Annotated in this window: 17 protein-coding genes; 10 read left to right on the forward strand and 7 right to left on the reverse strand. The window is 72.5% G+C overall.

Annotated features, from left to right (window positions below; translation table 11 throughout):
- Nucleotides 1–30: 30 nt before the first annotated feature.
- Nucleotides 31–459, reverse strand: a complete 429-nt coding sequence (mce, locus tag E9998_RS01915) for a methylmalonyl-CoA epimerase (protein ID WP_136527993.1) — start codon at nt 457–459, stop codon at nt 31–33.
- Between the two features lie 33 nt (nt 460–492).
- Between mce and E9998_RS01920 the strand changes: the two genes are divergently transcribed.
- From E9998_RS01920 to E9998_RS01945, 6 genes are all read left to right on the forward strand, one after another.
- Nucleotides 493–1,668: an acetyl-CoA C-acyltransferase gene (locus tag E9998_RS01920; protein WP_136527994.1), complete on the forward strand. Its 1,176-nt coding sequence runs from the start codon at nt 493–495 to the stop codon at nt 1,666–1,668.
- A complete protein-coding gene (gene meaB, locus E9998_RS01925; RefSeq protein WP_136527995.1) occupies nt 1,668–2,612 on the forward strand; it encodes a methylmalonyl Co-A mutase-associated GTPase MeaB in 945 nt (314 codons plus the stop codon). Before E9998_RS01920 ends, meaB begins: the two co-directional genes overlap by 1 nt.
- A 42-nt stretch (nt 2,613–2,654) precedes the next feature.
- Complete coding sequence (locus E9998_RS01930; protein WP_136527996.1) at nt 2,655–5,273, forward strand: valine--tRNA ligase; 2,619 nt, start codon at nt 2,655–2,657, stop codon at nt 5,271–5,273.
- A 110-nt stretch (nt 5,274–5,383) separates the two neighbouring features.
- Entirely contained in the window at nt 5,384–6,721 is a 1,338-nt protein-coding gene (locus tag E9998_RS01935) for a bifunctional folylpolyglutamate synthase/dihydrofolate synthase (protein ID WP_136527997.1), read from the forward strand.
- Nucleotides 6,714–7,118 (forward strand): DUF4233 domain-containing protein, encoded by a 405-nt coding sequence (locus E9998_RS01940; protein ID WP_204745194.1) that lies wholly within the window; start codon nt 6,714–6,716, stop codon nt 7,116–7,118. The genes E9998_RS01935 and E9998_RS01940 overlap by 8 nt, the downstream gene beginning before the upstream one ends.
- Complete coding sequence (locus E9998_RS01945; protein WP_136527998.1) at nt 7,115–7,633, forward strand: GNAT family N-acetyltransferase; 519 nt, start codon at nt 7,115–7,117, stop codon at nt 7,631–7,633. The genes E9998_RS01940 and E9998_RS01945 overlap by 4 nt, the downstream gene beginning before the upstream one ends.
- Before the next feature lie 4 nt (nt 7,634–7,637).
- Here E9998_RS01945 and E9998_RS01950 read toward each other — a convergent pair whose 3' ends face one another.
- Together E9998_RS01950 and E9998_RS25105 are read right to left on the reverse strand one after the other, a co-directional pair.
- The gene (locus tag E9998_RS01950; protein ID WP_136527999.1) at nt 7,638–7,892 is read right to left on the reverse strand and encodes a hypothetical protein; all 255 of its coding nucleotides are present in this window, start codon (nt 7,890–7,892) and stop codon (nt 7,638–7,640) included.
- Between the two features lie 32 nt (nt 7,893–7,924).
- Nucleotides 7,925–8,098 carry a hypothetical protein gene (locus E9998_RS25105; protein ID WP_158299665.1) on the reverse strand — a complete coding sequence of 58 codons (174 nt, stop codon included), beginning with the start codon at nt 8,096–8,098 and terminating at the stop codon, nt 7,925–7,927.
- A gap of 201 nt (nt 8,099–8,299) precedes the next feature.
- Here E9998_RS25105 and E9998_RS01955 point away from each other — a divergent pair, with 201 nt between their 5' ends.
- Genes E9998_RS01955 through E9998_RS01965 form a run of 3 tightly spaced genes read left to right on the forward strand, consistent with a single transcriptional unit; the run spans nt 8,300 to nt 12,104 of the window.
- Nucleotides 8,300–10,165: an SCO2524 family protein gene (locus E9998_RS01955; protein ID WP_136528000.1), complete on the forward strand. Its 1,866-nt coding sequence runs from the start codon at nt 8,300–8,302 to the stop codon at nt 10,163–10,165.
- 2 nt (nt 10,166–10,167) lie between these two features.
- The gene (locus E9998_RS01960; RefSeq protein WP_136528001.1) at nt 10,168–11,112 is read left to right on the forward strand and encodes an SCO2523 family variant P-loop protein; all 945 of its coding nucleotides are present in this window, start codon (nt 10,168–10,170) and stop codon (nt 11,110–11,112) included.
- On the forward strand, nt 11,109–12,104 hold the full coding sequence (locus E9998_RS01965; protein ID WP_136528002.1) for an SCO2522 family protein: 996 nt from the start codon (nt 11,109–11,111) through the stop codon (nt 12,102–12,104). The genes E9998_RS01960 and E9998_RS01965 overlap by 4 nt, the downstream gene beginning before the upstream one ends.
- A gap of 19 nt (nt 12,105–12,123) precedes the next feature.
- On the opposite strand, the gene E9998_RS01970 is transcribed toward E9998_RS01965, so the two are convergent.
- Nucleotides 12,124–13,176 (reverse strand): SCO2521 family protein, encoded by a 1,053-nt coding sequence (locus E9998_RS01970; RefSeq protein ID WP_136528003.1) that lies wholly within the window; start codon nt 13,174–13,176, stop codon nt 12,124–12,126.
- A gap of 36 nt (nt 13,177–13,212) precedes the next feature.
- Nucleotides 13,213–14,721: a VOC family protein gene (locus E9998_RS01975; protein ID WP_136528004.1), complete on the reverse strand. Its 1,509-nt coding sequence runs from the start codon at nt 14,719–14,721 to the stop codon at nt 13,213–13,215.
- A gap of 84 nt (nt 14,722–14,805) precedes the next feature.
- Here E9998_RS01975 and ndk point away from each other — a divergent pair, with 84 nt between their 5' ends.
- On the forward strand, nt 14,806–15,255 hold the full coding sequence (gene ndk / locus E9998_RS01980) for a nucleoside-diphosphate kinase (RefSeq protein ID WP_136528005.1): 450 nt from the start codon (nt 14,806–14,808) through the stop codon (nt 15,253–15,255).
- Nucleotides 15,256–15,314: 59 nt separating this feature from the next.
- Here the strand turns inward: ndk and E9998_RS01985 are convergent, their stop codons facing one another.
- Together E9998_RS01985 and E9998_RS01990 are read right to left on the reverse strand one after the other, a co-directional pair.
- Complete coding sequence (locus E9998_RS01985) at nt 15,315–15,902, reverse strand: nucleotidyltransferase family protein (RefSeq protein ID WP_136528006.1); 588 nt, start codon at nt 15,900–15,902, stop codon at nt 15,315–15,317.
- Nucleotides 15,903–15,965: 63 nt separating this feature from the next.
- On the reverse strand, nt 15,966–17,501 hold the full coding sequence (locus tag E9998_RS01990) for a PucR family transcriptional regulator (protein ID WP_158299666.1): 1,536 nt from the start codon (nt 17,499–17,501) through the stop codon (nt 15,966–15,968).
- Nucleotides 17,502–17,711: the final 210 nt, after the last annotated feature.

A 17,711-nucleotide genomic window follows, 5' to 3' on the forward strand; every position in this document is an offset into this window, starting at 1 on the left:
CGACGCTGCGGCACCCTCCCAGCAAGGGCCCTATGCGGGTTCGACCAGTTCCACCAGGACGCCGCCCGCGTCCTTCGGGTGCACGAAGTTGATCCGCGACCCGCCGGTCCCTTGGCGCGCTTCGTCGTAGAGCACCCGGGCGCCCCGCTCCCGCAGCGCCGCCGCCGCCGCGTCCACGTCCGCGACGGTGAACGCCAGCTGCTGGAGGCCCGGCCCCTTCGACCCGATGAACTTCGCGATCGGCGAGGTCTCGTCGAGCGGGGCGAGCAGTTGCACCTGCGCGCCGCCCTCGGGCCACGCGACCATCGCCTCGACCACGCCCTGCGCCTCGTTGACCTCGCGGTGCACCTCCCGGCCGCCGAGCGCGCCCTCGTACCATTCGAGCGCGGCGCCGAGGTCGGGAACGGCGATTCCCACGTGATCGATGCGCCGCAATCCGATTCCCTCAATGAACGTCATACCATCGAGCGTATCGACCAACGGAGGTCCGCCATGAGCGACAACACCGTCGTTACCGAGAGCACTGTCATCCTCGCAGCCGCTCGCACGCCCATCGGGCGCTTCAACGGAGCGCTCGCCGACATCCCCGCCACCGACCTGGCCGGGACCGCCATCAGAGCCGCCCTCGAACGGGCCGGCGTCGCACCCGAACAGGTGGACCAGGTCCTCCTCGGACAGGTCCTGCCCGCCGGGGCCGGCCAGAACCCCGCCCGCCAGGCCGCCGTGGCCGCCGGGCTCCCGATGCGCGTCCCCGCGCTGTCGGTCAACAAGGTCTGCCTCTCCGGGCTCACCGCCGTCGGCCTCGCCGACCAGCTCCTGCGCGGCGGCGCCGCCGACGTGATCGTCGCCGGCGGCATGGAGTCCATGAGCCGCGCCCCCCACCTCCTGCCAGGTTCGCGCCGCGGCTTCAAGTACGGCGAGGCCGTCCTCGTCGACCACCTCGCCCACGACGGCCTCACCGACGCCTACGACGGCATCTCCATGGGCGAGTCCACCGAACGCCACCTCAAGGGCCGCACCATCACCCGCGAGGACCAGGACCGCTTCGCCGCCGAGTCCCACCAGCGCGCCGCCAAGGCCGCCGAGCGCCTCGCCGAGGAGATCACCCCCGTGGAGACCCGCAAGGGCCTCGTCGACGCCGACGAGGGCGTGCGCCCCGGCTCGACCGCCGAGGGCCTCGCGCAGCTGCGCCCGGCCTTCACCGAGAACGGCACCATCACCGCCGCCACCGCCTCGCAGATCTCCGACGGCGCCAGCGCGCTCGTCCTCGCCCGCAAGTCCGTGGCCGTGGCCAACGGCTGGTCCTGGACCGCCGAGATCCTCGCCTACGCCGCGGTCGCCGGGCCCGACAACTCGCTGCTCGACCAGCCTTCGAACGCGATCGCCAAGGCCCTCGGCCTCGCCGGTCTCGAGGCTGCCGACCTCGACGTCGTGGAGATGAACGAGGCCTTCGCCGCGGTCGTCCTCGCGTCCGCCGAGAACCTCGGCGTCGACCTCGCCCGCGTCAACCCCGACGGCGGCGCGATCGCCCTCGGCCACCCGATCGGGGCCTCGGGGGCCCGGCTCGTCCAGACGCTCGCCCGACAGCTCGCACCCGGGCAGGTCGGCGCGGCCGGCCTGTGCGGCGGCGGCGGCCAGGGCGACGCCATCGTCCTCAAGGGAGCTTGATGGCGCCCGTCCGGACGCCGGCGGAACTGGTGGCGGCGGCCCGCGCGGGAGACCGCCGGGCCACCGCCCGCCTCCTCACCGTCCTGGAGAACCAGCGCGCCGACGACGACGGCACCGCCTCGGCCATCGCGGGCCTGGTCAAGGGCGGCGACGCCCAGGTCGTGGGGATCACCGGTTCGCCCGGGGTCGGCAAGTCCACGCTCGTGTCGGCCCTCATCGGGGCCTGGCGCGCGGCCTCGCTGCGCGTGGCGGTCCTCGCCGTCGACCCCTCCAGTCCGTTCACCGGCGGCGCGATCCTCGGCGACCGCGTCCGCATGGCCGACCACGCCCTCGACCCGGGCGTCTACATCCGCTCGGTCGCCACCCGCGGGCACCTCGGGGGCCTCGCCGCGACCACGGGCGCGGCCGTGCGGCTGCTCGAAGGGCTCGACTTCGACGTCGTCATCGTCGAGACCGTGGGCGTCGGCCAGGCCGAGGTCGAGATCGCGAGCCTCGCCGACACGACGCTGCTGCTCCTGGCGCCGGGCATGGGCGACGGCATCCAGGCGGTCAAGGCCGGGGTGGTCGAGATCGCCGACGTGTACGTGGTGAACAAGGCCGACCGGCCCGGCGCCGACGCGGCCGTCCGCGATCTGCGGGCCATGATGAGCCTGGTGCGGCGCGAGCCGTACGAGTGGCGCCAGCCGATCTGCACCACCGTGGCCTCGGAGGGGAAGGGCCTGGAGGAGCTGGTGGCGGCGATCGGGAAGCACCACGACTGGCTCGCGGGCGGCGACCGCCTCGCCGAGAAGCGCCGCGCGAGGGCCGCCGCGGAGATCCGCGCCCGCCTCGACGCGGCCCTGCGGGTCCGCTTCGCCGTGCCCGAAGCGCTGGCCGCGGCCGTCGCCGACGGCGAGGTCGACGTGGCGAGCGCCGTTCGGAGGGTCCTGGGCGACACCGGCTAAACCGCTTCGCGAACAGGCCCGCGCGCTCTCTACACTTGACGGGTGACAGACGCAGCTCAGCAGACACCGGACCTGGAAACCCAACTGCCGAAGACGTACGCGCCCGTAGAGGTAGAGGCGCGACGCTACGCCAAGTGGGTAGCCGACGGTCGCTTCAAGGCTGACGACGACTCCGACCGCGAGCCCTACGCGATCGTGATCCCCCCGCCGAACGTGACGGGGCAGCTGCACCTGGGCCACGCGCTCGACCACACCCTCATCGACACCCTCGTGCGCCGCGAGCGCATGCGCGGCAAGGAGGCCCTGTTCCTGCCCGGTACCGACCACGCGGGCATCTCGACCCAGAACGTCGTGGAGCGCCAGCTCGCCGACAAGGAGGGCCTGTCGCGCCACGACCTGGGCCGCGAGGCGTTCGTGGGCAAGGTGTGGGAGTGGAAGGACGTCTACCACGAGCGCATCACCTCGCAGATGAAGAAGATCGGCGACGGCGTCGACTGGGACCGCGAGCGGTTCACGCTCGACGACGGGCTCTCCAGCGCCGTGCAGACGATGTTCAAGCGCATGTACGACGACGGCATGATCTACCGCGCCGAGCGCATCATCAACTGGTGCCCGCGGTGCATGACGGCGCTGTCGGACATCGAGGTGGAGCACCAGGACGACGCGGGCGAGCTCGTGTCGATGCGCTACGGCGAGGGCGAGGCGTCGATCGTGGTCGCCACGACCCGCCTGGAGACGATGCTGGGCGACACGGCCGTGGCCGTCCACCCCGACGACGAGCGCTACGCGCACCTGCTGGGCACGACGGTGGAGGTGCCCTTCACGGGGCGCCGCATCCCGGTCGTGGCCGACGCGCACGTCGACCCGGAGTTCGGGACCGGCGCGGTGAAGGTGACCCCGGCGCACGACCCGAACGACTTCGCGATCGGCCAGCGGCACGGCCTGGAGTCGATCCTCATCATGGACGAGCGCGGCGTGATCACCGCGCACGGCCCGTTCGAGGGGCTCGACCGGTTCGAGGCGCGTTCGGCGATCGCGGCGGCGTTGCGGGCCGAGGGCCGCATCGTGGCCGAGCAGCGCCCGTACATGCACGCGGTCGGGCACTGCGAGCGGTGCGACACGACGGTGGAGCCGCGCCTGTCGAAGCAGTGGTTCGTGAAGGTGGAGCGGCTCGCGAAGTCCGCGGGCGACGCGGTGCGCTCGGGCGAGACGAGGATCCACCCGCCGGAGATGGAGAAGCGGTTCTTCTCCTGGGTGGACAACCTGCTCGACTGGTGCATCTCGCGCCAGTTGTGGTGGGGGCACCGCATCCCGATCTGGTACGGGCCGAACGGCGAAGAGGTGTGCGTGGGCCCGGGCGAGACCGCCCCGGAGGGCTACGTGCAGGACCCCGACGTGCTCGACACGTGGTTCTCCTCGGGGCTGTGGCCGTTCTCGACGTTCGGCTGGCCCGAGGACACGAAGGCCCTGGAGAAGTTCTATCCGACGGCGGTCCTGGTGACCGGCTGGGACATCATCTTCTTCTGGGTGGTCCGGATGATGATGTTCGGGACCTACGCGATGGGCAGAGCCCCGTTCGGCGAGGTGTTCCTGCACGGCCTCATCCGCGACAAGCACGGCAAGAAGATGTCGAAGTCCTCGGGGAACGGCATCGACCCGCTCGAAGTGGTCGACCGGTACGGCGCGGACGCGCTGCGGTTCATGCTCGCGCGCGACGCGAACCCCGGCGCCGACTCGATCGCCTCGATCGAGCTGGCCGAGCTGTCGCGGAACTTCTGCAACAAGCTGTGGAACGGGACCCGGTTCGCGCTCATGAGCGGCGCGACGGTGGAGGGCGACCTTCCCACGGACCTGTCGCTCATCGACCGGTGGGTCCTCTCGCGCCTGTCGGCGACGATCACGTCCGTCGACGCGCTGTTCGAGCAGTACGAGTTCGCGAAGGCGATGGACGCGCTCTACCACTTCGCGAAGGACGACGTCTTCGACTGGTACCTGGAGCTGACCAAGCCCGTGCTCGCCGCGGGCGGCCAGCGCGCCGAGGACACCCGCCGGGTCATCGGCCACGTCTTCGACCAGCTGCTGCGCCTGCTGCACCCGGTGATCCCGTTCGTCACCGAGGAGCTGTGGCTCACGCTCAACGGCACCGAGGCGGCGGGCGGGTCGCTCACCGTCGCCGCCTGGCCGACCGCGGCCGGCACCGACGCCGAGGCCGAACGTGCCGTGGCCGCGCTCCAGCACCTCGTGACCGAGGTGCGCCGCTTCCGCTCCGACCAGGACCTCAAGCAGAGCCTGCCGCTCCCGGCCCGCCTCACGGGCCTGGCCGCAGTCGGCCTCGCCGACGAGGAGCCGTTCATCCGCGGCCTCGTCAAGCTGGCGCCGGCCGGGGAGGGCTTCGCGCCCACCGCCGACCTCGCCGTGTCCGACGAGGTGAGCGTCGCGCTCGACACCTCCGGGTCGATCGACGTCGACGCCGAGCGGGCCCGCCTCGACAAGGCCCTCAAGGCCGCCGAGAAGGAGCTCGAAGGGGCCGTGAAGAAGCTCGGCAACGAGGCGTTCCTCGCGAAGGCCCCCGACGCCGTGGTCGACAAGATCAAGGCCCGCAAGGCCACCGCCGAAGCCGACATCGCGCGCGTCACCGCGCAGCTCGACCGCCTCGCATAGGCGGAGGAGCGGACCACAGGGCGGCCGTCGCCTGCGACGGCCGCCTTCGTTCTGGGATAGGTTGAACGGCGCGGCCCCCCGGGGCGGCGCCGCATGAGGGGGACACCACGTTGAACGCCGAATTCGCCCAGGTCGAGGCCGCGCTGGAGTCGCGCGGCTTCTCCCGCTGGGACTTCACCCTCGACCGCATCAGGCAGCTGCTCGACATGATGGGCGACCCGCAGCGCGCCTTCAGGTCCGTGCACGTCACCGGCACCAACGGCAAGACCTCGACCACCCGCATGATCGAGCGCCTCCTGCGCGGCCACGGCCTGCGCACCGGCATGTTCACCTCGCCGCACCTCAACACCGTCAACGAGCGCATCTGCATCGACGGCGAACCGATCTCCTTCGACCGCTTCGCCGCCCAGTACTACGAGATCGCGCCGCTCGCCGACCTCGTCGACCGCGAGGCCTCCGAGCCCCTCACCTACTTCGAGATGACCGTGGCGCTCGCCATGGGCGCCTTCGCGGACACGCCGATCGACGTCGGCGTCGTCGAAGTGGGCCTCGGCGGGGAGACCGACTCCACGAACATCCTCGGCGCCGAGGTCGCCGTCATCACCCCGATCGGCATCGACCACACCAAGTGGCTCGGCGAGACCCTCGCCGAGATCGCGACCATGAAGTCCGGCATCGTCCACGAGGGCTCGACCCTCGTCACCTCCGTCCAGGAGCGCTCGGCGATGGAGCCGCTGCTGCGCCGCGCGAACGCCGTGGGCGCCAAGCTCGTCCCCGAAGGCCGCGGCTTCGAGGTCACCTCCCGCGAGGTCGCCCTCGGCGGACAGCTCGTCACGATCGAGACCCGCGCCGCCCGCTACCAGGACCTGTTCGTGCCCCTCCACGGCGAGTACCAGGCGCACAACGCCGCGCTCGCGCTGGCCGCCGCCGAGGTCCTCCTCGGCGCCGGCGAGGCGAAGGCCCTCGACGCCGAGGTCGTGGGCGAGGCCTTCGCCGACTTCTCCTCCCCGGGGCGCCTCGAGGTCGTGCGCAACGCGCCCGCGGTCATCCTCGACGCCGCCCACAACCCGGCGGGCATGGAGGCCATGACGAAGGCCGTCGAGGAGGAGTTCAACTTCCGCAAGCTCGTCGGCGTCGTCGGGATGCTCGCCGACAAGGAGGTCGACCACATGCTCGAACTCCTTGAACCGATTCTCGACGAGATCGTGATCACGAAGTCCTCCTCGGACCGGGCGATGCCCGCCGCGTCCCTCGCCAAGGCCGCCCGCGAAGTCTTCGGCGAAGACCGCGTCATCGTCATCCCGCACCTGCGGGACGCCATCGCCCGCGGCATCGAGCTCGCCGAAGAGGCCGACGACATCTACGAGTCCGGCGGCGGCGTCCTCGTCACCGGCTCGGTGTTCACCGTCGCCGACGCCCGCAAGATCCTGGTGGGCCGCCGTGGCTGAGCACGAGGAACCCGAAGCGGCCGAAGCGCCCTGGACCGAACCCGACCCCGACCGCTCCGGCCTGCGCGACCCCGCCCGCGCCGCCCGCTCACTCGCCGCGATGGCGCTGAGCTTCGAGGCGCTCGCACTGCTGCTCGCGATCGTCCCGATGCGCATGATCCTCGACGAGCCCGCCGCCGCGACCATCGCGATCGTGGTCCTCACCCTCGCCTGCGTCGTCCTCGCCGGGATGTCCCGCCGCGCCTGGATCTGGCCCGCCGGGGCCGTCCTCCAAGTCGCGGTGATCGCCTGCTGGCCCCTGCACTGGGCGCTCGGCGCCGCCGGGGTCGTGTTCGCGCTCGTGTGGGCCTACTGCTGGTACGTGAAGATCCAGCTGGCGAGGCCGCCGAAACGATGATCATCGAGACCGAACGGCTGCTCCTGCGCCCCCTCGCCGCCACCGACGCCCCCGCGCTGGCGCCCATCAACGCCGACCCGGAGGTCATGCGCCACATCGGCAACGGTCAACCGCTGACCCCCGAGGCGACCGAGGCGCGCACCGCCGCGGCCGCCGCGCACTGGGCCTCGCACGGCTGGGGCGTCTTCGCCGTCGAGGAACGCGACGGCGGCGCCTTCGTCGGCTGGGCCGCGCTCGCGACCCCGACGTTCCTGCCGGAGATCCTGCCCGCCACCGAGGTCGGCTGGCGCATCGCCCGCGACCGGTGGGGCCGCGGCTACGCCCCCGAGGCCGCCCGCGCCGCGATCGGCTTCGCGTTCGGCGAGATCGGCCTCGACCGGCTCGTCTCCTGCGTCAACGCCGCGAACGCCGCCTCGATCCGCGTCACCGAGAAGCTCGGCATGACCCTGGAACGCGAGACGGTCGTCCCCGGCTACGAAGTGCCCTGCCGCGTCTACGAACTGCACCGCGGCTGAGGAGCTAGTCGCAGCCGTCTCCGCCGCCCGAGTCGCCTCCGCCACCGCCGGAGTCCCCGCCGCCCCAGCCGCCGGAGTCGCTCGGGCCGCAGTCGTCGTTCGAGGAACTCCCGGAGGAGTCGCCGTAATAGGTGCCGGTCGAGCCGGAGTAGTACGAAGACGAGCGGTGAGTCCTGCCGCCCGACCTGGTGGGGCGGTTGACGGACACCAGGAGCGCGATGAGGCCGCCCACCACGAGCAGTCCGATGAAGACACCCATGCATCCTCCTCAGGGGGTAGGGGATCGGGCGCTCAGCGTACTGCGCCGCCGCCAGATCGGGGTGCGGCCCAGCCGCCGGGGATCGGCTCGCCTCGAGGCGGGCGGGGGACGGGCCGCCGCCGAGCGCGGCGTTCGCGGAGGCCGGTGACCGCGGCGACGGCCGCGACCGCGCCGACGATGACGCCGGCCAGGATCATCTCGACCATCTCGCCTCCTCGTGCGCGCCTTGCTTCGTCCGGTTCGCGGACCTCACTGATATGACGCCGCCGAACTCCCGCGCGGACGCCTTCAGCTTGTCGGGTAAGCGACAAAACACGTTCTGCGTGACGGTTCGCGTCGCATGGCCGTGCCATAGTGAAGCTGTCCGATTCGGTACCGAGCGCACTCGGCGGTGGTCCCCTGTGAAGATGCAGCCCCGGCAACAGCTTCTCGACATCTGGAAGGCCCAGATCGCCTACAGCTGGCGCCCGGTCGAGGGCGGCGGGCGCGCCAAGGTCTGGCACTGGGGCGGGCGCAACGACTCCGACGCCGTCGGCGACGCCCAGCAACTGCTGTGCCTGCTCTTCCCCGCGCAGGAGCTCCCCGAGCTCAACTACGCCGACCCCGACGCCACCGGCGACGCGGTGCTCGACGCCCTCGCCGGGCTCGGCGACGCCGTCGAGATCCCCATCCGCGTCATGCGGCTCATCGAGAGCTACATGGAGAAGCACGTCGACGCCGAAGGCGTGCCGGTCTACTCCGGCGGCTCCAACATGCACCGAGTCGACCGCACCGTCGAGGCCAAGCCCGACCAGCGCGCCGTCGACGTCACCGAGGGCTTCGCACTGGCGATCCCGCTGTGCCTGACCTCCCTGACGTTCCTCGCCGACTTCGGGCCGACCGTGGTCCGCATGGGCCGCGAGGATCTCATCGACGAGCTCGAACTCGTCGAGCAGAGCGTGCACCGCCGCCTCCTCGGCGCCGTCACCGGCCTGCTGCGCTCGTTCGCGGTGTCCACCTTCGACGTCGACGACGAGTTCGGCCGCCAGCTCATCGCCCTCATCAACGTCGACGGGCAGCCCGACCGCAAGATCGTGCGCCGCTTCCGCGAGTCGGCCGAGGAGATCATCGCGACCCTCCGCACCATCACCGTCGGCTCCGGCGGCACCGCGGGCGTCGAGGCCCCCACGAAGCTCTTCGAGATCGGCTGGTCCTGGTCGGTGGTGGAGAAGGCCCCCGACATCCCCGAGGTCTCCGACACCTCCACCCAGCGCCCCGGCCGCGCCGAGGACGCCCCCTACCTGTACTTCACCGTGGTCGCCCTCGAAGCGATCGCGACGCTGTTCTCCGACAGGGTCATGCGCCGGAACCTCCTCACCGAGGAGGAGCGCCGCCTCGCCCAGTCCCTCCAGATCCGTCTCGACGTCACCCGCCGCTACTGGGCGATGGTCGCCTCCTTCGGCGGCGGCTCGAAGTGGCCGCTGGAGGACGTCCCCTGGCGCACCACCGACGGTCTGGAGTACGACTACTACAGCCTCCTGGTCTGCGCGGTCGCCACCGAGACCTTCGGCGCCTCCCGCGGCGGCGACGACGACCTGATCCGCCTCGGCGAGGTCCTCGTGGAACTCGCCAACCGCGGCCGCATCACCCGCCGCGCCCTCGCGGGGGACCGCGCCATCGAGACCCACTTCCCCGGCGTCAAGGCCGAGCTGGCGGGCATCGAGAAGCCCGACGGCCCCGCGATGGTCTGGAACATGGTCGACTTCGCGCCGCTGCTGCTCAAGCGCCTCTACCACGCCGCGGGCCTCCTGGTCACCATCGAGGCCCGCGCGCAGCTGCTCGACGTGGCCGACCAGGTGTGGGAGCACCTGGCGCGCAGGCGCATCCGCGAAGGCCGCTCCTCGCGCCTGTGGGACCAGCCGCAGCAGGTCTACCAGGAACTGGTCTACCGGTTCGACGACCCGTCGTGGCACTTCACCATCCGCGTCGTGGAGGCGATGGTGATCGCGGCGCAGTTCGCCTCCGCCGAGCCCGCGCGCTCCCGCAGCCTTGAGGGCCTGACGCACGAGCTGCTCGTGGAGGCCGAGCACGTCTACGACCAGGAGCTGCTGCGCGGCTCGGGCAACGCCGGTCCCGCACTGGCGCAGGAGATCAGCGCGGTGGGCATGACGATCCGCCACGCCAAGGACATCGTGGACGAACGCCCGGGCACCGCGTTCGCCCTGGGGGTCAAGGCGCTCATCGACCTCGACCGCCTCATCGCGGCCGGCCGCGACGCCGAGACCGGAGTGTGACCATGCTGCTGTTCGCGACCTCCGACAAGGGGGGCACGGGCCGTTCGGTCTCGTCCTGCAACCTCGCCTACCGGCGCGCGATCCAGGGCTCCAACGTGTGCTATGTGGACTTCGACTTCGGTTCGCCCACGGCCGGAGCGGTCTTCGCCATCAACGACCTGGACCACGGCACGCCCGGCAACGGCATCCACGAGTACCTCCAAGACCTCGCCTCCGAGCCCGAGCGCCACTCGGTGTGGGCCGAGAGCGACCGCCGGGAGCTCCAGGCCCGCCCCGACGGCGCGGGCGAGCTCGTCCTGTGCCCCGGGGACGCCGACGGCTCGGAGTTCCCCGGCGACAACACCACCGTCGACCGCTGCGTCAAACTCCTCCAAGAACTCTCGCGCGAGTTCGACCTCGTCATCGTGGACCTGTCCGCGGGCCGCTCGCACGCCACCGAGATGGTCATGGCCGCCACCGCCCGCCCCGAGCTCGCGAACCTGCCCTGGCGCTGGATCGTCTTCCACCGCTGGACGAAGCAGCACGTCATCGCCGCGCACTCCCTCGTCCACGGCGAGCGTGGCCTCATCGAGACGAGCAAGGCCCTCGGCGATGAATACCAGCGCAAGCTCATCGCCTCGATCCGCTACGTGCGCACCGCCGTCGTCGACCCCGACGGCGCCGACCTCTCGGGCCTCAAGGCCACCCAGGTCCGCTGGCTGCGCAAGATCGACGCCGACCTCCACCAGATGGCCGCCCGCCTCAAGCTCGGGCGCATGAACCTCCTCGGCTCCGTCCCGCTCGACCCCGTCCTCCAGTGGCGCGAGCAGATCATCACCGACGCCGACACCGTCACCCTCAACATCGCCAACCAGGAGACGGTCAAGGCCTTCTCGGACCTGGCGCTGCGCTCCGCCGAGGAGCTGTTCGTGCCCGGCCTCGAAGCGATCGCGCAGGGGATCGAATGACGTACGAGGAGACCAGCGCCAAGCAGCGCACCGAGCGGTTCGCCATGTCGCACCTGTCGATCGAGGTCGGCCACCTCTACGCCGAGGGGCTCTCGCGCCCCGACGTCCTCAAGGAGGAGATGGCCTCCGCGGCCGCGTGGGTCCACGGCACGACCGAGGCGCTGACCAAGCGCCTCGGCGGGCGCACCCCGCGCGTGAGCACCTGCTACCTCGTGGACGACTACTTCCACCAGGACCTGCCCGAGCCCGAGCGGCTCATCGCCGTCATCGCCGAGGCCGCCGCCGACGCGGGCCTGCGCATCGACTACCTCGCCCGCGAGTCCGCTTGCGCCGACATGGGGAGCCTCGACCTCGCCGCGCTCGTCGCCGACCGGATCGTGTTCGAGCCCTCCCCGGGCACCAACGGCTCCCGCCCGCCCGTGGCCCGCTCCGGCTGGCTGTGCAACGGCGTCCCCAGCCCCGAACCGAAGCGGATCGCGATGGGCGCGGCCGAGCAGTGGTCGCCGCCGAGCCAGAACTCCCGCCGCGAGCACTCGGTGTTCCTCGACGTCGAGCTGTGGAACGACACCGGCCGGGGCCGCCGCTGGTCGTGCCCGATGCTCGCCGCCGTCTGGCAGTTGGTGCGCCTGGGCGTCCTGCGCGACCAGGGCCGGCGCATCGGCGTGCCCGAACCGGTCGAGAACGTCGTGCCCGCCGAGCACGGCCACGACCCCGACCGGCCCGCCGGCGCGCGCTTCCCCGAGACGTGGGCCGCGATGCCCCCGATCCTCCAGCTCAACGCGAAGGCGTTCCCGTTCCCCGCCTACCGGTCCGTCTCGGTCCTGTCGGTCGACTTCCTGGAGGTCGAGCACGCCGTGCGCGTCATCTGCGGCGCCGTCCGACCCGACCCCGGCGCGATCGACTCGATCCGCCGCTCGGCCGAACGCGAGGGCATGACCCTCCCGGACGAGCTGGTCGACCGCCTCTCCTACATCTTCCAGGGCCGCATCTGACCGCGGCGGCCCGCCCGCCTCAGCGGTAGTGCGGCTCGCCAGCTCCGCCGGTCTGCTTCTGGCGCTCCTCCATCATGTCGAGCATCTTCGCGGCCAGGTCGGCGGCGCCGTAGTCGATCTGCGATCGCACCCGCTCGGTCATCGTCGTCCACTGCCGCGTCAGGCCCGGGCGCCGCTCCAGCGAGTCCCACATGAACTCCAGGTCCCGCGAGGTCCGTGCGCCCGCCGACCACAGGTGCAGCAGGTGGTCGACCACCGGCCGCAGCGTCCGCAGCGTGTGCCGCGGGTCCTCGCCGATCTTCGCCAGCGCGATCCGCGCGGCCACCGCGCTCAGCAGCCAGTCGTGCACCGCGAGGTCCTCGGCCGCGGCCGCGATCTGCTCGGGCTCGACCAGGCCCGTCACCAGGCTCATGCGCCGCCGGTCGTTGCCGACCAGCCGGAACGCGACGGCCCGGCCCTCGCCGGGGTCGGCGATCGCGGCCCACCGCAGCCGGGTCGAACCGGTCTTGATCGGCGGGCGCTGGTCGAGCACGGGCCGGGACAGGACGTCGTGCACGGAGTGCCGCGCGATCGCGGCGGCGTCGAGGAGCGCGGTGCCGCCGTCGTGGCGGACCTTGCGAGCCAGGCCCTTGCCCTGGCCGTCGGCGAGGAGGTAGCCCTCGGCGAGGCGCCGGGCCTCGAAGTTCCCGATGGTCTCCAGCGTCCCGGGCCGCGCCAGGTAGTACGACCAGGGCATCCGGCGCGGCTGCTGCGGCGGGGCGACGGCCGTCCACGCCGAGCCCTGGAGCAGGTGGCCGCCGGTGAGGACCGCCCGGGAACAGACGGTGCCGACCGCGCGCACCGACGACCCGCCGGCCGCGTCGTCGGCGTGCCGGTTGCCGGGCTTGGGGCCCAGGGGCAGTCGGCAGTCGACGCCGTGCAGGAGCGTCGGCGAGGCCGTGTGCGGGACCGGCCTGGCCCACTGCACGACCGTCTCGCCGACGGCCAGCGCCAGGGCCCCGCGCGCCTCCTCGGGTGTGAGGGGCCGCGAGTGGGGCAGCAGGGCGGTGTGGATCTCGCCGACGATCAACATGGGCTCACTCCGATCGGTGGCGGGGCCCGGCCCCGGTCAGTCGCGCTCTTTGTGCTCGGTGATGGCCAGGCCGTGCCCGTCCGGGTCGCGGAAGGAGGCGGCGCGCATCTCGTAGTTCTGCCCGAGGAGCGCGGTGCGCGGCAGGTGCAGGAACTCCACTCCGGCCTCGTTCATCTCGGCGAACGTCGCGTCGATGTCGCCGACCTCGAACGTCAGGTGCATGACGCCGGTCTCGCCGGGCGGCGCGTCGGGCCGCTCCCACAGCAGGATCTTCCCGAACCCGGCCTCCAGGACCGCGGCCTCCTTGGTGCGGTCGAGGATGTGCAGTCCCAGTGTGTCGGTGTAGAACTCGACCGACCGCTGGAGGTCGGCCACGACGAGGGTCGCGGCCGTGTCGGTGACGTCGGTGCCGTCGAGCCGCTGCTCCGAGAGCAGCAGGTCGGCGAGGCCGCGGGCGTCCTCGGGGGTCTGCCGGCGCGGCTGCGGGGCGAGCTTCGCTGCGGCTTCGGCGATGGGGCCCTTGGCAGGCGGCGGGGGCGGTGGCGCGGCGGCGACCGGGTCGCCGCCGATCACGTCGCTGGGCATGGAGAACCGCACGCCCTCGGAGGCGGTTGCCGGAGCGGGAGGCTCCGGGTCCTCTTCGGGGACGATCTGCGCGTCGACGATGTCGACTGGGGGAACCGTGTCCGCGGGGGGGACGGTGCCGTTTGAAGCGACCGAGTCGGCTGAGAGGACCGTGTCGGCCGCGGGGACGACCGACTCCGCGGCCTCGTCGTCCACGACCTCCACGATCACCGTCGCCGGTTCCGCCACGACGGGCGGCGGTGCCGGGGCTGGGGTCGGGGCAGGGTCGGGCCGCGGCGGCGCCTCGAACAGGTCGTCGAGCGCGTCCATCGTGGCCGGCGCCTGCTTCGCCGCGGGCGCGGGCCTAGGCGCGTCGTCCTCGACGATGAGGTCTTCGAGCCGGTGCTGCCCGATGAGCGGCGGCGCCGGGACCGGCTGCGGGAAGCGTCTGGCGGACCGTTCGACGGTGACGAACGCGATGCACCCGGCGAGGCACAGGAACGCGAGCACGGCGATGCCGATGTTCTGCGCGCCCAAGGCCATCGAAGCGAAGAAGAACGAGAGGATCAGTAAAGTGATCGCGCCGACCGCGTGGGAGGTGCGCCAGCGCATCCGCCTGTCGCCGTTGAGGACCGTGCCGATGGCCTCCCCGCCCGCCGAGTGGTGCTGGCGGGAGTGGAGGTCCTTGAGCGCGTGCTGGTTGATGCCCCACCAGCGCGCTTCGCGCTGGCGGCGCTGCTGGTCGAGCATGATGCGCTGCTGGCGCAGCTGCTCGGCGTTCGCGCCCGCGCGCCCGGCGGGCTGGCGGACGCCGCGGGGCGCCTGCTTGGCGGGGGCGGCCTTGCGGGCGCCGCCGGTCTTGGCGCCGCCCTTCTGCGCGGCGCCCTTGGCCCCTCCTCGGGCGGCCCCGCCTTTCGCGGCGCCTCTGGTGGGCGCCTTGGAAGGCCGTGGGGCGGGCCGCGGCGGTTGTCTGGGGGGCATCGGGGACACCTCATCCGCAACTGGGAAACCGGGTTTCAACGTGAATCGTACGTGGGTGAGGCAACGGACACAACATCGCTTAAGATGGCAGCCACAATCCGACAGTCGATCCGAGGAGTCCTCACCGTGGCCGAACAGCGCACGCTCGTGTTGATCAAGCCCGACGCCGTCGAGCGCGGCCTCATCGGCGAGGTCCTGGCCCGCCTGGAGCGCAAGGGGCTGCGGATCGAGCAGCTGCGTCTGCGGACGATGGACGAGGCGCTGTCGGACGCGCACTACGCCGAGCACGTGGGCCGCGAGTACTACGAGGGCCTGCGCTCGTTCATGACCTCAGGCCCCCTGGTGAGCCTGGTGGCGGCCGGTGACGAGGCGATCCCGGTGGTGCGCAAGCTCGCCGGTGCGACCGACGGGCGCAAGGCGGAGCCGGGGACGATCCGCGGGGACTTCTCGCTGTCGAACTCCCGCAACCTCATCCACGCCTCGGACTCCGAGGAGTCGGCCAAGCGCGAGATCGACCTGTGGTTCGCCGCTTAGGGTCCGACCGGTCGGCGCACCGCTGACGACGCTGGCAGCGGCACGCGGATCGGACAGGCCTAGGCCGGGCTCGGGTGGGCCAGTGCGGCCAGGTCGGCCGGGGTGTCGATGTCGAGCGGGTCGCCCGGGCAGGGGACCTCGCTGACGAGGCCGGGGTTGGCGGCGAGGAAGTCGCGCGCCCCCCGGTCGCCGACGGCCCCGGCGGCGATCGCGTCGAGGTGCTCGCGCGCGAAGTACATCGGGTGCCCGCGCCCGCCCCGGTAGAGCGCGAGGGCGACGGTGGCGCCGCCGTCGGCGGCCCCGATGAGCCGCCGCACGGCCTCCGGTTCGATGCGCGGCTGGTCGACGAGCGTGACCACGACGCCGTCGTAGCGTTCGGGCACGGCGGCGAGCCCCGCCTTCAGCGACGTCGACAGCCCCTGCCCCCACCGCCGGTTGAGCACCGGCGTGAACGCCTCGGTCGCGGCGGCGAGCGCCTGTTCGGCGCCGGCGCCGAGGACGGCGAGGACCTGGCGGCAGCCGCCGCCCCTGAGCGTGGCGACGGCGCGGTCGAGCAGGCTGCGGCCGTCGTATTCGACGAGGGCCTTCGGTCTGCCGAAGCGCCTTCCGGCGCCCGCGGCGAGCACGAGCCCCGCGGTGTTCTTCATGTGTTCTCCCCCCTTGATGATCGCGCCCTCGCGGCGCGGATCGGGCCGTTCGGCGGTCCCGGTTCAGTCCAGGCTCACCGCCAGTGCGAGGTCCATCCGGTCGAGGGGGTTGCGCAGGTCGCGGCCGGTGAGCTCTTCGACCCGGCGCATCCGGTAGCGGACGGTGTTGACGTGCAGGTGGAGGCTGAGCGCGCATTGGCGCCAGGAGCCGTCGCACTCCAGGAACCGCCGCAGGGTCACCAGCAGGTCGGAGCGGTGCCGCTCGTCGTAGTCGAGGAGCGGTTGCAGCACCCGGGTGCGGAAGGTGTGTCTGACCCCGGGTTCGACGGCGGCCAGGAGCATCCGGTGCGAGACGAGGTGGTCGGGTTCGGCGACGTCGACGCGACCGGGCGCGGGCTGGGCGAGCGCGGCCGTGTGCCGGGCCTGCTCGAGCGCGCCGGGCAGGCCTTCGAGGGAGCGGACTGGGTCGGCGAGGCCGACGCTGACGGCCCCGAGCGCGGGCCGCCCGGCACTGGAGAGGACCCCCGCGCACCGCCGTGCCCAGGCGACCAGGGCCGTGCGCTCGGCCGCGGCGGCCCCCGGGCCCGTGAGCACGGCTACCGTCTCTTCGCCGTGCGTCGCCCACGCCGCGACCGGCGCGGCGAGCGGGTCGTCCCCGCCCGCCGCCCCGGCGACGGTCTCGGCGACCACGGTCTCCCGCAGCGCCTCGGGCTCGCCGCGGGCGACGATGACGGTGACCGGGCCGTCGGCGGGCAGGCCCGCCGAGCGCATGAGGTGCTCCTCGACGCGGCCCTCCTTCAGGGCCGTGACGAGTTCGACGTGCGGGGCCGGGCGCTGCGCCGGATCGTCGAGTTCGAGCATGAGCAGGGCCGAGAGCTGCTCGGCGACCAGGCGCCGCTCCGGCGGCCACCGCGTGTGGTCGTCGTCGACCACCAGGAACCGGCCGGTGTGGAGCGTGGGCCCGACACCGAACACGGAATGGCAGCGGTGCCGGTCGAGCGTGACGCGCTGGGGGAGCCGGTCGGCCTCGTGCGCGCGGGCGACGACGGCGTCGCGCTCGGTCTCGCTCAGGCGCAGGCCCCCGCGCAGCGCCCGCCCGGCGGGCGAGAGCACCAGGCACTCCATGCCCAGTTCGACCCGGATGAGTTCGAGGATCTGGCCGATGCCGTCGGCGGCGATGAGCTGGCGGTGACGGTCCAGGAGGGACGCGAGGTCCCCGGAGCGGGCCGTCGAGAGGCGCTGCACGACGCGCTCGGTGATCTCCGCGAACGCCACTTCCGCGTCGACGGCGAGCAGCGGCAGGTCGTGCAGGGCGCACGCGTCGACCAGGTCGCCGGGCACCGAGTGGAACTCGGGGTGGTCCCCGGCGCCGAGCGCGGTCACCCCGGCGGCGATGAGGTTGCGCACGAACGCGTCCGAGTCCCGTTCGGCCCGCCGCCACATCATGCCGGTGAGGACCAGCTCGCCGCCGGAGAGGTACCGGCGCGGGTCGCGCAGGTCCGTGGGGACGACCCAGCGGATCTCGCGGTCGAGGTGGTGGCGGCCCGAGACCAGGGTCAGCCCCAGACCGGGCATTTGCAGCAGTGATCGCAGTCGCATGGAGGCCCCCAGGGGTCCGGCCTTCTCGCAGGCGGGTCGGGAAGCGGTAGGTAAGGCCACCATAGCGCTGCCGCTCGCGCGCCTTTGGACGATCCTCCAGCATTTAACGGTCCGGAAATCAAGGTTTCATGGCCCGCGGCCATGGCCGCGGCCTCGGGATTCGGCTTCACTGAACCTGCACTGCCCGAACATGGGACGGTGGGAGCGGGC

This window comes from Glycomyces paridis (assembly GCF_004912155.1).
GTDB lineage: Bacteria > Actinomycetota > Actinomycetes > Mycobacteriales > Micromonosporaceae > Glycomyces > Glycomyces paridis.

Bases quoted from the DNA above. Each gene is read 5' to 3' on its own strand.
- mce (WP_136527993.1), bottom strand. From the start codon at position 459: ATGACGTTCATTGAGGGAATCGGATTGCGGCGCATCGATCACGTGGGA.
- E9998_RS01920 (WP_136527994.1), top strand. From the start codon at position 493: ATGAGCGACAACACCGTCGTTACCGAGAGCACTGTCATCCTCGCAGCC.
- meaB (WP_136527995.1), top strand. From the start codon at position 1,668: ATGGCGCCCGTCCGGACGCCGGCGGAACTGGTGGCGGCGGCCCGCGCG.
- E9998_RS01945 (WP_136527998.1), top strand. From the start codon at position 7,115: ATGATCATCGAGACCGAACGGCTGCTCCTGCGCCCCCTCGCCGCCACC.
- E9998_RS01950 (WP_136527999.1), bottom strand. From the start codon at position 7,892: ATGGGTGTCTTCATCGGACTGCTCGTGGTGGGCGGCCTCATCGCGCTC.
- E9998_RS25105 (WP_158299665.1), bottom strand. From the start codon at position 8,098: ATGGTCGAGATGATCCTGGCCGGCGTCATCGTCGGCGCGGTCGCGGCC.
- E9998_RS01955 (WP_136528000.1), top strand. From the start codon at position 8,300: ATGCAGCCCCGGCAACAGCTTCTCGACATCTGGAAGGCCCAGATCGCC.
- E9998_RS01960 (WP_136528001.1), top strand. From the start codon at position 10,168: ATGCTGCTGTTCGCGACCTCCGACAAGGGGGGCACGGGCCGTTCGGTC.
- E9998_RS01965 (WP_136528002.1), top strand. From the start codon at position 11,109: ATGACGTACGAGGAGACCAGCGCCAAGCAGCGCACCGAGCGGTTCGCC.
- E9998_RS01970 (WP_136528003.1), bottom strand. From the start codon at position 13,176: ATGTTGATCGTCGGCGAGATCCACACCGCCCTGCTGCCCCACTCGCGG.
- E9998_RS01975 (WP_136528004.1), bottom strand. From the start codon at position 14,721: ATGCCCCCCAGACAACCGCCGCGGCCCGCCCCACGGCCTTCCAAGGCG.
- ndk (WP_136528005.1), top strand. From the start codon at position 14,806: ATGGCAGCCACAATCCGACAGTCGATCCGAGGAGTCCTCACCGTGGCC.
- E9998_RS01985 (WP_136528006.1), bottom strand. From the start codon at position 15,902: ATGAAGAACACCGCGGGGCTCGTGCTCGCCGCGGGCGCCGGAAGGCGC.
- E9998_RS01990 (WP_158299666.1), bottom strand. From the start codon at position 17,501: ATGCGACTGCGATCACTGCTGCAAATGCCCGGTCTGGGGCTGACCCTG.